General features: G+C 57.5%; 15 protein-coding genes. 2 read left to right on the forward strand and 13 right to left on the reverse strand.

Annotated elements, in window-relative coordinates; all coding sequences use genetic code 11:
• Window positions 1–11: 11 nt before the first annotated feature.
• From LIG30_RS12630 to LIG30_RS12680, 11 genes are all read right to left on the reverse strand, one after another.
• Entirely contained in the window at window positions 12–968 is a 957-nt protein-coding gene (locus LIG30_RS12630) for a fumarylacetoacetate hydrolase family protein (RefSeq protein ID WP_038712614.1), read from the reverse strand.
• 74 nt (window positions 969–1042) lie between these two features.
• Window positions 1043–1420 carry a YciI family protein gene (locus LIG30_RS12635; protein WP_038712616.1) on the reverse strand — a complete coding sequence of 126 codons (378 nt, stop codon included), beginning with the start codon at window positions 1418–1420 and terminating at the stop codon, window positions 1043–1045.
• Window positions 1420–2319: a VOC family protein gene (locus LIG30_RS12640; protein WP_235510295.1), complete on the reverse strand. Its 900-nt coding sequence runs from the start codon at window positions 2317–2319 to the stop codon at window positions 1420–1422. Before LIG30_RS12640 ends, LIG30_RS12635 begins: the two co-directional genes overlap by 1 nt.
• Before the next feature lie 97 nt (window positions 2320–2416).
• The gene (locus LIG30_RS12645) at window positions 2417–3319 is read right to left on the reverse strand and encodes an NAD(P)-dependent oxidoreductase (protein ID WP_038712619.1); all 903 of its coding nucleotides are present in this window, start codon (window positions 3317–3319) and stop codon (window positions 2417–2419) included.
• Window positions 3320–3416: 97 nt separating this feature from the next.
• Entirely contained in the window at window positions 3417–4061 is a 645-nt protein-coding gene (maiA, locus tag LIG30_RS12650; RefSeq protein ID WP_038712621.1) for a maleylacetoacetate isomerase, read from the reverse strand.
• Window positions 4062–4117: 56 nt separating this feature from the next.
• A complete protein-coding gene (locus LIG30_RS12655) occupies window positions 4118–4444 on the reverse strand; it encodes a non-heme iron oxygenase ferredoxin subunit (RefSeq protein WP_038712623.1) in 327 nt (108 codons plus the stop codon).
• 8 nt (window positions 4445–4452) lie between these two features.
• Complete coding sequence (locus LIG30_RS12660) at window positions 4453–4926, reverse strand: aromatic-ring-hydroxylating dioxygenase subunit beta (RefSeq protein WP_038712624.1); 474 nt, start codon at window positions 4924–4926, stop codon at window positions 4453–4455.
• 1 nt (window position 4927) lies between these two features.
• On the reverse strand, window positions 4928–6184 hold the full coding sequence (locus tag LIG30_RS12665) for an aromatic ring-hydroxylating dioxygenase subunit alpha (protein ID WP_038712627.1): 1257 nt from the start codon (window positions 6182–6184) through the stop codon (window positions 4928–4930).
• A gap of 43 nt (window positions 6185–6227) precedes the next feature.
• Window positions 6228–6926: a fumarylacetoacetate hydrolase family protein gene (locus LIG30_RS12670; RefSeq protein WP_038712721.1), complete on the reverse strand. Its 699-nt coding sequence runs from the start codon at window positions 6924–6926 to the stop codon at window positions 6228–6230.
• Window positions 6927–6943: 17 nt separating this feature from the next.
• Complete coding sequence (gene gtdA, locus LIG30_RS12675) at window positions 6944–7984, reverse strand: gentisate 1,2-dioxygenase (protein ID WP_038712629.1); 1041 nt, start codon at window positions 7982–7984, stop codon at window positions 6944–6946.
• A 21-nt stretch (window positions 7985–8005) separates the two neighbouring features.
• Entirely contained in the window at window positions 8006–8992 is a 987-nt protein-coding gene (locus tag LIG30_RS12680; protein ID WP_038712630.1) for a 2Fe-2S iron-sulfur cluster-binding protein, read from the reverse strand.
• A gap of 117 nt (window positions 8993–9109) precedes the next feature.
• Here LIG30_RS12680 and LIG30_RS12685 point away from each other — a divergent pair, with 117 nt between their 5' ends.
• On the forward strand, window positions 9110–10012 hold the full coding sequence (locus LIG30_RS12685) for a LysR family transcriptional regulator (protein WP_038712632.1): 903 nt from the start codon (window positions 9110–9112) through the stop codon (window positions 10010–10012).
• A gap of 195 nt (window positions 10013–10207) precedes the next feature.
• Here LIG30_RS12685 and LIG30_RS25300 read toward each other — a convergent pair whose 3' ends face one another.
• Together LIG30_RS25300 and LIG30_RS12690 are read right to left on the reverse strand one after the other, a co-directional pair.
• Window positions 10208–11152: a LysR family transcriptional regulator gene (locus LIG30_RS25300; RefSeq protein ID WP_083494016.1), complete on the reverse strand. Its 945-nt coding sequence runs from the start codon at window positions 11150–11152 to the stop codon at window positions 10208–10210.
• Between the two features lie 493 nt (window positions 11153–11645).
• Window positions 11646–12584, reverse strand: coding sequence for a LysR substrate-binding domain-containing protein (locus tag LIG30_RS12690; protein ID WP_038712634.1), 939 nt, complete (start codon window positions 12582–12584; stop codon window positions 11646–11648).
• Between the two features lie 123 nt (window positions 12585–12707).
• Between LIG30_RS12690 and LIG30_RS12695 the strand changes: the two genes are divergently transcribed.
• A complete protein-coding gene (locus tag LIG30_RS12695) occupies window positions 12708–13556 on the forward strand; it encodes a pirin family protein (protein ID WP_160326694.1) in 849 nt (282 codons plus the stop codon).
• Window positions 13557–13794 lie beyond the last annotated feature (238 nt).

Here is a 13794-nt window from a genome sequence, read left to right on the forward strand (position 1 = left end):
GTCCGTATGGCTCAAGCGATGGTGTTTTCCAGTTCGCCGAGCCCGTCGATCCATACGCGCATTACGTCACCTCGAGCCAGGAACGTGCCGGTTTCCATTCCAACACCTGCCGGCGTACCCGTCAGAATGATGTCGCCGGGATAGAGTACAAGGCGCTTGCTGAGGTGAGAAATCTGATCGGCAACGGAATAGAGATGGTTGCGCGTATTCGAGTCCTGTTTAAGCTCACCATTGACCCATAGCTTGATGTCGAGCGTTTCCGGAGACTCAACGAATGCGGCCGGTGTGAGGAGTGGACCGAGTGGGCAGGACCCGGTGAAGCACTTGTGGCCAATCCAGTCGAACCGGAATGGAGAGGTCGGATCGACGTTCTGGCGCACAAGATGGTCGCGCGCGGATACGTCGTTCGCGCAACTGTAACCGGCGACGTAGTCGAGCGCTTCGTCAACTGAAACATCCGATGCGGTACGTCCGATGACGACAGCAAGTTCGGCTTCCCAATCCAGCTTTGTCGTGTTCGGCGGGAACGGGATGGGGGAGCGATGCCCGGTCAGCGTCGCCTTGGGCGCTTTAATGAAGTGCCATGGCGGGATGCCTTCGCTGCGCGGATCCAGCACAAGGTTCATATTGAACGCCCGGCTCATGGCCTCTACATGGTCGCGGTAGTTTGCGCCTGCGCCGTAGATCGCTCCGGCGCGCTGCAGCGGCGGCCGGAATTGAATACTGGCTGCGTCGCGTGCCAGCATCTCGAATCGAGGCGTGCCACCAGGCAGCGCCGCCGCCAGTTTCGTAAGCGTTTCGTGCGACTTCGCCCAGTCGTCGACCAATTCGTCGAGCGTCGTGTCGGGACTCAGGTCGCAATCCAGCATGCCTGCAACTGTATGCAAGTCATAATGCTTTCCGTCGACGACGATGCCAGGGCGAATTTCGCCGTCATCGCTCAGGTACGAGAAGAGTTTGTATTCCATACATTGTCCTGCAATCGGTACAGAGGCGGCCGGACCCTATAAGGATCCGGCCAGTTTTCGTACAGGGCCGAGCGTCAGAGCACTCGGGCCGTTTGATCGGAGAAGCGCACATTCATCGTGATGCTTCCTTCCATGAGAATCCACTTCCTGATTTCGGCCTTGAAGACTCGTTCTCGTATGAACGGGTCTGCCGCAAGGATGTCGGCGGCTTCTTCGGCCGACGCGGCGCGTACAATCGACATCCCGCCGGCGGTACCCGGTGCTGCGTTATCGGCAGCGAAAGGGCCCGATGCAAAAAGCTCGCCCCTCTGCTCGGCGCGAATGGCCCACTCGAGATGCGCGGGCAATAGCTCCGCCATCCTGGCTAAATCGACCGGTAGCCGTAGGGCGACATACAGGGGTTTGTTAAGCATCGCAGCGAGCATTTCGCTTGCGGAATCAGCGTGTGCCATCAATCTGCCTCTTCAAAGTTCTGAACGAACTCCGGCGGCGGAGGCGTGGTTGCCCACACTGCCGTAATCTGGTGCGGATCGACGTCCATGGGGCGCCAGGCTTCGTCATTCTCGGGGATCACGTCAATGTCCCAGAAGTACTCGACGAGGCTGTTCCACGGATCACGGATGTAGTGAAAGTAGTTTGACCCGCCGACATGGCGACCCAGGCCGAATCCGTCCTTGTATCCCGCCCGTAGCAGCGTCTGCGCACCGAGCTCGATTTCGTCGATGTCGCCGACTTCGAAGCTCATGTGGTGAAGGCCGGTATGGCTGCTCTTCGCGAATGCGATGATGTGGTGATCACCGCCGGCGCTTCCGCGGAGGAAGGCGAGTATGTCGTGCGCGCGGTCGCTCACCTTCATGCCGAGCACATGTGTGTAGAAGTCAACGGAACGGTTGACGTCCGGCGAGAACTTGATCAAATGCCCGAGTCGGCGTGGTCGAGTCTGTTTCTGCAAGCTGGCAAGGTCGCAGGCCCGTACGCCGATACGGCCGTACCGGCCCGGCGAATTCACGGCTGCGCTCGGAGCGAGTGTGGATTGAGCCGGTTCGGCTATCTGAACGTTCAGCCAGTCGCCGTGCGGATCCTGAAACCAGATACCTTCGAGATCCGCCGCAAACGGTGACTTCACGACGGAAACATCAGCCGATTCCAGCCTGCTCAGCAGCGTTTGCATGCCGTTCTCGTCGGTGCCGAGCGAGAGATAGCTGAGTTTCTTCTTCGCTCCGGCCATCAGCCGAAGCTGATCCTGCGCGAGCCCTGGGCAACGGAAAACAAGATCGTTTCCGCTGACTCGGCACTCGAGACCAAACAGTTCGTAGAATGCACGGCCTGTTTCCAGGTCTGGCACGGTCATCCCGATGTGCAAGAGGGAACGTATCATGATGGCTTACCGATTTTGATGGATGATGAGGTGTACGCCAGCGGCGCCCGGGCCGGGCGCCGGTGGATCGTCAGGCCATGGCCGCCGGTTGCGGCGTGCGCGAATCTGCATCGATGAGTTGAATGACGGCCGCAATGTCGAGCGCGCCCATCCCTTCGTCTTGGGCTCGGCTGAAGTAGGGGCTTGCCGCCGTAAAGAGTGGCGTCGCGCAGTGGAGCGCGTCGGCAAGGTTTTCGCCGAGCTTCAGATACTTGTCCAACGTATTGAACGCACCGAGTGCGGGCGAAAAACGCCTGGCTGCCATAAGCGGGCCTCGAATCGCGAGCATGGCGGAGGCGCCGGCACCTTGTTTGAGGACGTCGACGGCTTGTTCAGGATCGAAGCCGGCATGGGTTGCGAGGTTGATCGCTTCGGCTGCTGCCAACGTGTGGATCGTGACCAGGCAATTGGCGATGAGCTTCATCGTGACGGCACAGCCGAATCCGCCAAGATGGAAATGATGCGCGGTAATGGCGTCGAAGATGGGTTGACACTGATCGATCAGGGCTTTGTTGCCTCCCAGATACAGGGCAGCGCGCCGCTCGGCGACCATGGGTGGGGAGCCGCTTACCTCTGCTTCGACAACTCCCGCACCGAGCGCCTCGATACGGGCCGCCTGTGCCAACTTGAACTCGCGGGTGTAGGTTCCCAATTCGATAACCGTCTGGCCGGGCTTGATCGCCGAGAGAAGCCCGTTGGGCCCGTCAAGTACATCGAGCTGTGCTTCCTCTCCAGGCAGGCAAAGGAGGAGAACGTCAGCCGCGCGGGCAACTTCTGCGGGATTGGCAAGTGCTTCGCCGCCACGACTGACAAATTCATCCCGGTCATTTCGTCGATATCCGACCACCCGGAATCCAGCGGAGATGAGGTTGGCAGCGATCGGCAAACCTAGCTGGCCAATGCCTATCATCCCGACAGTTTGCTGCTGGGCCATTACGTGTGTCTCCTATAATATTTATAAATTTTTACCCACCGGGCAGGTGGGCGCCAGTAACGCTTGTTAATAGGTTTTCATAAGTGAGGTTTATTCTTTACTCGGCATCCGGCTGACGTGACGGATGTGCGAGGCGGAATGCCTCAATCGATTCGCAGTTTTTCTCGATTTCCCGGAGCGTCGGGTATCGATCGACGTCGACATCGAACCGCCGCGCATTGAACAGTTGCGGCATGAGGCAACAGTCGGCGAGCGTCGGAGAGTCTCCGAAGCAGAACGCGCCACGTGTCGAAGCATGGTCGAGCTGGGACTCAAGTGCTGCGAGGCCAGTCTCGAGCCAATGCGAGATCCAGGTCTTTTTCTGCTCGTCGGAGAGCTGTAGCGTTCCGGTGAGAAATTTCAGTACGCGGAGATTGTTCAGCGGGTGTATGTCACAGGCGATGTACTGGACGACTTCACGCACTCGCGCCCGCTCCACATCTACGCTCGGCAGTAGCGCCGGCGTCGGATAGTGCTCCTCGAGGTATTCGAGGGTTGCGATCGACTGCGCTACACGGAAGCCGCTGTCGTCCAGGACCGGGACAAGCTGTTGTGGGTTCAACGCGGAAAAATCGGCTGCAAACTGCTCGCCGCCGTTCCGATTCAAATGAATCGGAACATATTCGTAAGGCAGCCCCTTCAAGTTGCAGGCGATGCGCACGCGGTACGATGCGGAGCTGCGGAAGTAATTGAATAGTTGCATGGCAAGTGCAAGCAGAGAGGGCGGACCCTCGGATGAGATGTCCGCCCACGTGGGTTTCAGGCGTCGGATTCCTGGAGCTCGACGAAAACATCTCCTCCCTCGAGTTTCACGGGGAATGTGCGAACGTCTGTCGTGAGGGGTTCGCACATGGCTTTGCCCGTCCGTACATCAAATTTTCCCTGATGCAGCGGGCACTCGATCTCATGCCCATCGAGAAAGCCGTCGCACAGTCTGGCGAGGCCATGCGTGCAGATGTTGTCTGTCGCATAGACTTCTTCGCCGACGCGGTAGAACGCGATTTCCCGGCCGCCCACCTGCATTGCTGCGACATCGTCCTGCGGCAACGATGCAATAGGGATCACTTTCATCCATTGTCCAGCCATGTCAGACCTCAAATTGGATAGATGATGGAATTGGGGATCATTTCGCTATCGAACACGCACAGTCGGGACTCGAACTTGAGCCCGTCGGGGGTCTGGCGGATGACGTCGATGTAGCGGCCGACGTTGTACGGCGTGGTCATGCCGTCCGGTTTCGTGCGAAAGACTGCGTAGTTGGCCTCGGCCTCGATACGGTCGCCTTCGATTTTCAAGATGCGAGGAATGCCTACTACGTGACGCTGGTAGTAGGGATCGTGGAAAATCGTCTCGGTCGCGCCGTACACGCGGTCCTTGAGCATGCCGCGGCTTTCGAACGCGAGCGTAGCGAGCGGCAATCCGCGTTCGTGGTTTTCACGCGGCTGGAGCTTGTACGTGCAATTCTCTGTGAAGAATTCGGGCCACTTTTCCCATTCGCCGTGATCCAGCACGGCGGCATAGTCAGCGTACAAGCCAAGAAGGTCGGAATAGGTTGCAAAGTCGAGCATCTCAGATCTCCATTACACGTCGCCAGTAGTCGTACATGCCGCGAATCAGCGTCTCGGTCACCATGTGGTCCGTATTGCCGATTTCCCGGCCACCGAGCTCGGCGATGGTGCGATGGAACGGCTTTTGTTCGAAGCCTTCCTGCGAAAATTCGATGACTTCTCCATCGTCCGCCGAGACGAAGCCGGCCGGGCCGAACAGATTCGCCTGGCGCAGGCGACGCTGGGTCATCTCCGGCGTATCGTCCTCGAAGCCGAAATGCGTCCAGACAAAGTCGAATGAGTCGGGGCCGTTCGGCTGGATATGCCGTGTCGACACGGAGTTGACCTGCTGCTGGATGATCACGCTCGGGAACACGGTCATCATGACGGCCGTCGGCGCGCCCCACCATGGTTCGTGGACAACATCAAGGAAGCGATCGTCATTGAGTTTCATCTGCTCCTTGAAGCTCGTGACACCACTCGTGACTTCCCCTTTGCCACCCGAGCCGCGCGTCGAGATCATTGCGGCATGACGGAACTGTTCGTCCATCTTCAGTTCGGACTTGTTGTCTGCGCGCCAAAGGCCAAACGTCACGAACCACGTATGCAGCAACCCTGGGTGATACGGATCCTTGATGTTTTCCTGCATCAGCTTCCAGTTGCCGGGAATGCGCTGACGGTTGTAGCCAAGGACCTTCAGCTTTCGTCCATTGAATACACGATCGAAGTAGTCGAGGATGGTCGGGCCGAGATATTCCTCGAGTGACACGACGTCGTGGTCGAACGAGGCGAATATCACACCATTGCGGCGAGCAACCTTGAGTTTGGTCAGGCCGTGCTGCTTCGGATCGAAGTCTGCAGGCATGCCGCCGTTGACCTTTCCGTCCTGCTTGACGCCACGACGGAAAGGCACGCCGACAAGGTTACCCTTGAGGTCGTAGTTCCATTGGTGATAGGGGCAGGTGAAGTCCTTGCGATTGCCGAATTTCTCCCGGCAGAACTTTACGCCCCGGTGTGCGCACACGTTCTCAAAAACGTGAATTTCACCGTCTTCGGTGCGCGAGGCAATTACCGAGCGCTCGCCAATCACGGTCCGTTTGAAATCGCCCGCATTGGGGATCTCTGCGTCGAGTCCGATATAGCACCAGTGGCCCGAATAGAAAAAGCGGTCGAGTTCGCGCTGGTAGATATCGGCGTCGGTATAGGCCCGGAAAGGGACGCGGCTCGAGCCGTCGTCTTGCCATTCCAGTTTTCCGTCAGTCAGATGAGTGTCGGTCATCTTTGTCTCCTCAATCATCGAATGCTTGCGTCAGGTGTCGGACTCAGTCGGCGACACGAACGGAAATCTCGCCAAGGCCGTCGATCGATCCGCGCATCAGGTCGCCTTTTACGACCGCGCCAACGCCTTCAGGCGTTCCGGTCATGATGAGATCGCCCGGCTCGAGGCAGTCATACTGCGACAGGTAAGCGATGGACTCGGCGACAGACCAGATCAGCTTCGAGATGTTCGACGATTGCCGACTCTCGCCATTGACTTCGAGTTTGATGTCCGCGTGGTTAATCTCTTGCTGCGTGGCCGCGCGATGAATCGGGCCGACAGGCGCGGATTGAGGGAACGATTTTCCAAATTCCCACGGGCGCCCTTTGTCGCGTGCCTCGAGCTGGAGGTCGCGACGCGTCATGTCCAGGCCGACCGCATAGCCGAAGACATGTTCCAGTGCTTCTGTCACCGGGATGTTCGATCCGCCCTTGCCGATGGCCACCACCAATTCGATTTCGTGGTGGAAATTTTTCGTCATCGGCGGGTACGGGATCGATACCTCCTTCGCGCCGGCCTGGACAATGGCGTGAGCCGGTTTCATGAAAAAGAAGGGCGGGTCGCGATCCGGGTCCTTGCCCATTTCGCGAGCATGCGCAGCGTAGTTGCGGCCGACACAAAACACGCGATTGACCGGGAATCGATCTTCTTCACCGGCGATAGCGAGTGTGTACAGCGGGGGGGCGGCGAGTGCCAGTTTCATTAACGTCTCCAGTAGGTTCAGGACAGCTTTTCTTCGCGCCACAAGCCCAACGCCTGCTGGACGGGGCGATCCGAGAAACTGAATAGAATCGTGTCGCGCGACGCGCGGAACTGATGCGCCGCCCAGGACGGCACCACCAGAACGTCGCTTTCGGAAAAATCAAACGTCTTGCCGTCGATGACGGCACGCCCTTCGCCCTCAAGACAGACGAATACCGTACTGTCAGTGCTGCGATAGGGACGAGTCTCGACGTTGGCCTTCAGGCGCCGGGCAAACGCGCCGATTGTCGGCATCGGGGAGGCGCCCGTTGCTGGATTGACATAGCGGAACGCATGCCCATGCCACGGATCAGCCGGCGTGCCGGCGAGTTCGCAGAGCACCTTGCGGGTCTGGGCGTACGGATAGACGAAGACGCGCGTCGGATCCGAGGCGGCCTGGCGAAAATCGATCGGCACCATGTTGTGGCCGTAACGCAGCAGGGCATCGCCTTCTTGCCGCAGCTGGTCCTGGGAGTCGGTCGTTGCTTTTTCCGCGAAGCCGGCGTCGAGAAACTGCACGATCGGAATATCGAGACCGTCGAGCCAGACGACCGGTTCGTCGCCGAGGTTGCCGTGGTCATGCCAGGTCATCGACGGCGTGATGATGAAATCGCCGCGCCGCATCGTCGTACGCTCGCCATCGACCGCTGTGTATGCTCCTTCGCCATCAAGGACAAGGCGAAGCGCAGATTGGGAATGGCGATGAGCGGGGGCCACCTCGCCGGGCAGAATCAGCTGGAAGCCGGCGTAGAGAGATTGGGTAATTCGCGACTGTCCACGCACCCCGGGATTTTCGAGGATCAATACGCGCCGCTCAGCTTCCTCCGCGGTAATGAGATCCCCGGATTGCAGCAGCGTGTTGCGCAATGCGCTGTATTTCCACATCGCGGGAACGATGTTCGGCCGCGGACTCGGCGGGACAAGTGCGTGCAGTACCTCCCAGAGCGGCGTGAGATTGTCCTTGCCAATGCACTCGTAGTAACTGCGGCGCGCTTCGTGAGATTTCAGTTCGTGTGCCATGTCGGGTTCTCCTCCTGTTGTTTAAACACCGCTGGGATAGAAGGCGTCGGCATAGATGTGTCCCTGCTGGATGCCTTTGCGCGTCAGCAACATCGTCGCCGCGTCGACCATGAGAGGGGAGCCGGCAAGATAGGCACGCCACCCTTCCAGCGTTCCCCAATCCTCTTCGACCGCCTGCGTAACGACGCCACACCGCCATTGGCTGCTCGTGGACTCCGTCGCAATCACCACGTGCACATGCAGATCCGGATGCTTCTCCTGCAGCTCTCTCAGCCACTCGATGCCATAGACGTCGTTGGACGAACGAACGCCGAAGTAGACGTGAGTTGGATTGCGCATGCCGGCGTCGATTGCCCCGCGAAGCACCGAGAGAACCGGGGCAAGCCCGGTTCCGCCGGCGATGCAGATGACCGGGCCTTCATGTTTGCGGCGCAGGTAAGCAGTACCAAGCGGGCCGCTCACACGAACCTGGTCGCCGAGCTTCAATTCGGTGGCGATATACGACGTGACGCGACCATCCGGTACGAGCCTGACGTGAAATTCGAGTTCGTTCGTGTCATGCGTGCATGCCATCGAATACGGCCGAATGTGCTGCGGTGTGAACTGAAGTGTTGCGTACTGGCCGGGCGAAAACTCGAGTGGTTTCGCAAGGGTGAGCCTGAGGCGCTTGATGTCGTGCGTGAGGTCTTCAAGACCTGTAACGGTCGCCTTGATTGCCCGTGCGGGATGTACCACCACCTCGTCGGGCTCGGGAATTTCGATCGAGCAGTTTTCAACGATCGTCGTCTGACACGCGAGAACCGACTGACCGGCGCTCATTGGCGAGACGGACTGCTCCGGGCCGTTTTCGATTACCTTCCCGGCAACCAGCTTGCAGCGACATGTGCCGCATCGCCCGGCCATGCAGCTATACGAGATGGGGATGTCATTCGCTCGCAGGGTGTCGAGAAGGTTTGTCCCGGCCTGAACCTGCAGTGTCCGCTGCAGCGGCAAGATTGCGACTTCCATGGCTGACTGCGTCTCCAAGTTTCTTCATTTAGTGACGCTATGTTGCTGCAACTGCTACTATTGATAAATAGAAGTTTGTGAATTCGTCATATCACTGAAATCAATAAAGGTACGGGCATGGAACTCTGGGATGTGGATCTCAATCTTCTCGTCATATTTAACGAGCTACTGCATCAGAGGCGTGTGTCCGCAGTGGCGGGGACGCTCGAGATGTCGCAGCCTGCGGTCAGTAATGCGATGAACCGGCTGCGAAAGCTTCTTGGGGACGAACTGTTCCTGCGAACGGCGAACGGCATGGTTCCGACCCCGCTTGCAGAGCGCCTTGCCGAACCGATCGGATACGCGCTGGGTGCCATACACAGTTCGCTCAATGAGAAATCGATCTTCGAGCCGGCCACGAGCAAGCGAAAATTCACGCTGGCGATGACCGACATCGGGGAAATTTACTTCCTTCCCGGCTTGATGGAAAAAATGGAACGTTCGGCGCCCGGGGTCACGATCAGTACGGAATGGAACACCAGCGTCAACCTCCGTGAAGAGATGGAGACCGGCAAAGTCGATCTGGCGATCGGTTTCGTGCCGGACCTCAAATCGGGTTTTTTCCAGCGCAGACTTTTCAAACAACGTTACGTGTGCCTCTTTCGACGGGGGCATCCGCTTGCCGAGGAAGGGATTTCGCTAAAGGCGTTTCGTGCGGCGCAGCACGTGGCGGTGGTCGCCGAAGGAACGGGGCATGGAATGGTGGATGAGGTAATTCAGCGTGCGGGGGTGACGCGCAACGTGCGCCTTCGTGTGCCGCATTTCGTGGCGGTTGGGCACATTCTTCAGAATACCGACATGATTGCGGTAGTGCCGGAGGCATACGCGAACAGGACTCTCGAACCGTTCGGCCTCGAGTCGTCGGCCTGTCCGGTAAAGATCCCGGACATTGTCATCAACGTGCTTTGGCATGCGAAGAACCATCGGGAACCGGGAAATCAATGGCTGCGCCAGATGGTGTTCGATGCGTTCTCGTCGTGATACGAGCGCCGCTCCGGTCTCATTTGGATAGGCATGCGAAGATTCAGCAGATGGTAGGGAGCGGCGAGATTCGAAGATTGGGCAGCATCTTGGCTGGCGTGGCCAGTACTTCGTCCGCCAACGTCACTTGCAATTATGCGTCATCGATCTTGCCACATTGCACGTGAGTTGCTCCTGTTGCCTGATTGGCATTCGTCAATTTGATGATTTTTGCCTCGAATCTGGGTCGCTGCGTTTCGTGAGTGCAATGCCCTCGATGTATGTAGACGAAAAATCGATGAATGCGCGAGTTTTGGCTGGCAAAAAGGATCGGCTGCTATAGGCTATGCGCAAATCGATTTCGCCGTTCTCTATTTCAAAATCCGTTAAAATCTCAACTAATTTCCCGCTTCTTATCTCCTCTCTTGACATGAAGTCCGGGAATATTCCGATTCCGCCACCTTGAATCACCAGGCTCAGATTGAAATCTGCGTTGTTTGACGATATGTCGTAGGGTGTCTCTATGTTACAGGTTTGAGAATTTCGTACGAATGTGATCCTTGGTTTTCTTATGTATGGTGAGATTGCGATAAATTTGTGTGTTTTGAGGTCTTCGGGGGATTCTGGTGTTCCGTGTGCGTTCAAATATTGACTGCTCGCCGTAATTGTAAGCGGGATTCTCTCAAGTGACTTTGTAATCGTGCTGTCATTGGTGATCATGTAGGGAAACACAAGGCCGACATCATAGCCCTCGGAGACCAGGTCGATTGGGCGGTCGGTGGTGTGGATGTCTAATTTTATTTTTGGGAATTGTTTGCTGAATTCCGAAATTAGCGGTGCAAGCCTGTTCCGGACGATGCTCGAATGAGACGCTATTCTGAGAACGCCAGATGGGGCGATCGTTTGTTGACTTGCGGTGTGCTCGAGTAGGTCAATGTCAAGAATAATTTTCGAGCAGCCATCGAAGAAAATGCTTCCGGCTTCGGTGATCGATATGTTTCTTGTCGTTCGATTAAAAAGGCGGGTATCGAGGTGTTTTTCGAGATTCGAGATGGTGCGAGACACCGCAGCCGTGGTTATGCCAAGTGCGTCGGCCGCTTTGGTAAAGGATCCGGATTCTACTGCGCAGCAAAATACTCGCAGGGCATTTATATAATCCATTTGTAATGTCTCCTTTTGCGTTTTTATGGATAGTTTAAAGATTGTGGATGCCGTTGATATTCGCTGCTCGATGGTTGAGATCCAGGGCGGATCTGGAATCCTCAATGTGGTCGAGCGAGAACGGAGACTGCCGTAGCGATACCGGCTATCGAGCGCACGATTGGTGGGGTATCGGCAGTACGGGATTTTGCTTGTCGCATGACGGCGGGGGGCGCCATAGACGAGGCGCTAGAGGTTTCCGGGTTATCTGCAATTGTGATATGGATCACTGAATTACTGAGGTGCGAGCAAGGAGGTCGGCTCGAGCATCACCACATCATATCGTATGCATGGCAGAGTTAGTCGGTTCGAGTACGCGCGCGTTCGCTTCGGCAGACGCCCCGTAGACTTGCCCCTGTATGACCGCGTGTGCGGTCATACAGGGGCAAGGCCAGGAAGGTCAGGGGGCACTGAGTTCATTGTGCCTTCCCCGCGTGCTCGATGAGTGCGCGCCTCATGCAGGTGTAACGATTTCCACGCTGCGTTCCTGGATGCTGGCAGGTAAGTATACGGAAAGGTAGTCAATCAAGCTCCGAACTGACGGGAGCATGCCGCGCGGCGGGGGGTAGAGCAGGTGCACGACGTGGATGGCAGCCGACCATTGAGGAAGAACTACCTCCAATGCCCCGCTGCGCACGGATGCCGACACGATCGGCTCCGGCAGGAGTGCGACGCCGATACCATGTATGGCCGCCTCAAGTTGCATGCGCAGGTCGTCGGATGATAGTCGTGGGAAATGCCTCACCTCGGCTTCCCGTCCCGTTGAATCGCTGAGCAACCACCGCGCTTGCCCGTCGTGAATATCACTGAGGCGACTGAAGGTGTCCATTGAAGCAAGAGCCTGCGGCGTTTCAGGTCGCCCGATGCTGTTTAAAAATGCTGGACTGGCCACCAGAACCCGCCGCGCTTTCCCAAGTTCCCTTGCCACGAGCCCGGCAATATCTTCGATGTTGACGTTTGCTCGCAACGATAGGTCGAACCGGTCCTTGAGTGGGTCGACTTGCCGGTCGCCCGTGTCGAGTTCGAGTCTCACTTTCGGGTACAACGCCAGGTAACCCGGAAGGATCGGAGCCAAATAGCTTTGGGCCATGACTTGGGGGCAACTCAACCTCACTGTCCCGGCAGGCTCCTTGCGGAGGTCGGCAACGCTATCGAAGGCATTCTGCGCTCCTTCCACTAGGGCCTGAGCTTGGGCGAAAAAGCGTTCGCCAGCCTCCGTCAGCGCGATGTGTCGCGTATTGCGTTGAAGCAGGCGGACGCCCAGTTGCCCCTCCAGCGCGGCGATTCGGCGGCTAAGCCGAGTCTTCTCGATCCCGGTGGCACGGGTCGCGGCCGAGAAGCCGCCGTGCCGCACCACGGCGACGAAGTACGCCAAGTCGTTCAGATTTTCCATGCCCGGTCAGAATTGGTGCGTATACGCACTAGTCTTTGGTGATTCGCCCATCTAGTCGCCACAGTGTTGCATTTTTATAGTACCAGCATGAGCGTAGTGCGCCAACCAAGCGGGTACTCAAAAATGAACTTTGTTCTTTCCTCCGTCGTGAACGCCGATCCGGTCGCCCGCGGGGGCCATTTCGCGGCACGGCGCCTGGATCTGGACGGACTGGGCAGGTTCGCCGCACCGGTAATGGGTCTCGACCATTACCGGATGAGCGGCCCGACTTTCGCCGCACATCCACACGCTGGTTTTTCGGCGGTGTCCTATGTCCTTGAGGACTCCGCAGGTGGGCTGAGGAGTCGCGATTCATTACAGCACGACGTGGTGATCGAACCCGGCGCGATTGTCTGGACGCAGGCGGGTACCGGGATTGTCCACGACGAATTTCCGGCGCAGATGGGGCGCGAGGTGCATGCGTTGCAGGTGTCCATTAATTTGTCGCGTCAGAACAAGAGCCTGCCGCCGCGCATGTTCCAGCTTGCCACCACTGCAATTCCGGTAGTCAGCGATGCAAACGGAAACCGCACGCGGGTCTTGAGCGGCGGCTTCTCGGATACGAACAGTCTGCTGGAACTCGCTGAGCCGTTCGATTTCCTCGATGTCACTGTCTTGCGGCGGTGGAGCTTCCAGGTTCCGAAGAATCGCAATGTTCTTGTCTACGTTCTTAGCGGCAATGTCGAAGTTCGCGCATCCGGGCAGAGCAGGGCGTTGCGTCCGCTTCAAGCTGTAGCCGGTCGCTGCATCAAGCCGGACATTTTGCATGTGACGACCACGAGCCCTGCTCAAATTTTGTTGCTTTCTGGTACGGATCCGCGCGAGCCAGTAGCAGTCTATGGTCCATTCATTATGAATGACGAGGCTCAATTGACTGCTGCATTCGATCGATATCGAAAAGGGGAGATGGGCCGGCTGGCGCCACTTTCTTGATCGGAATTGTCGATAAAAAATAAATTCCGTGATTGGTTTGCGGTAATGGTGGCGTGCTTCGGCGGATTTTTATGAGTGCCGCGCCGCCGAGATTTTTATGCTCTGATTGCGCGACTGATGACATTCTTGGTTTTCGTCTTTAGCGTAGGTAGTGAATTAAAAAATTACGAATGCGGATCCCGAAAAAATTCATTTCTGGTCTGCTGGTGGGGTGATCGGGTCGCGGGGCGTGCTTGGC

Origin of the sequence: Burkholderia sp. lig30 (genome assembly GCF_000687455.2) — a bacterium.
Classification (GTDB): Bacteria; Pseudomonadota; Gammaproteobacteria; order Burkholderiales; family Burkholderiaceae; genus Burkholderia.

Excerpts from the sequence above, each read along its gene's own strand:
- LIG30_RS12630 (WP_038712614.1), bottom strand. The coding sequence starts at position 968 with ATGGAATACAAACTCTTCTCGTACCTGAGCGATGACGGCGAAATTCGC.
- LIG30_RS12635 (WP_038712616.1), bottom strand. The coding sequence starts at position 1,420 with ATGGCACACGCTGATTCCGCAAGCGAAATGCTCGCTGCGATGCTTAAC.
- LIG30_RS12640 (WP_235510295.1), bottom strand. The coding sequence starts at position 2,319 with ATGACCGTGCCAGACCTGGAAACAGGCCGTGCATTCTACGAACTGTTT.
- LIG30_RS12645 (WP_038712619.1), bottom strand. The coding sequence starts at position 3,319 with ATGGCCCAGCAGCAAACTGTCGGGATGATAGGCATTGGCCAGCTAGGT.
- maiA (WP_038712621.1), bottom strand. The coding sequence starts at position 4,061 with ATGCAACTATTCAATTACTTCCGCAGCTCCGCATCGTACCGCGTGCGC.
- LIG30_RS12655 (WP_038712623.1), bottom strand. The coding sequence starts at position 4,444 with ATGGCTGGACAATGGATGAAAGTGATCCCTATTGCATCGTTGCCGCAG.
- LIG30_RS12660 (WP_038712624.1), bottom strand. The coding sequence starts at position 4,926 with ATGCTCGACTTTGCAACCTATTCCGACCTTCTTGGCTTGTACGCTGAC.
- LIG30_RS12665 (WP_038712627.1), bottom strand. The coding sequence starts at position 6,184 with ATGACCGACACTCATCTGACTGACGGAAAACTGGAATGGCAAGACGAC.
- LIG30_RS12670 (WP_038712721.1), bottom strand. The coding sequence starts at position 6,926 with ATGAAACTGGCACTCGCCGCCCCCCCGCTGTACACACTCGCTATCGCC.
- gtdA (WP_038712629.1), bottom strand. The coding sequence starts at position 7,984 with ATGGCACACGAACTGAAATCTCACGAAGCGCGCCGCAGTTACTACGAG.
- LIG30_RS12680 (WP_038712630.1), bottom strand. The coding sequence starts at position 8,992 with ATGGAAGTCGCAATCTTGCCGCTGCAGCGGACACTGCAGGTTCAGGCC.
- LIG30_RS12685 (WP_038712632.1), top strand. The coding sequence starts at position 9,110 with ATGGAACTCTGGGATGTGGATCTCAATCTTCTCGTCATATTTAACGAG.
- LIG30_RS25300 (WP_083494016.1), bottom strand. The coding sequence starts at position 11,152 with ATGGATTATATAAATGCCCTGCGAGTATTTTGCTGCGCAGTAGAATCC.
- LIG30_RS12690 (WP_038712634.1), bottom strand. The coding sequence starts at position 12,584 with ATGGAAAATCTGAACGACTTGGCGTACTTCGTCGCCGTGGTGCGGCAC.
- LIG30_RS12695 (WP_160326694.1), top strand. The coding sequence starts at position 12,708 with ATGAACTTTGTTCTTTCCTCCGTCGTGAACGCCGATCCGGTCGCCCGC.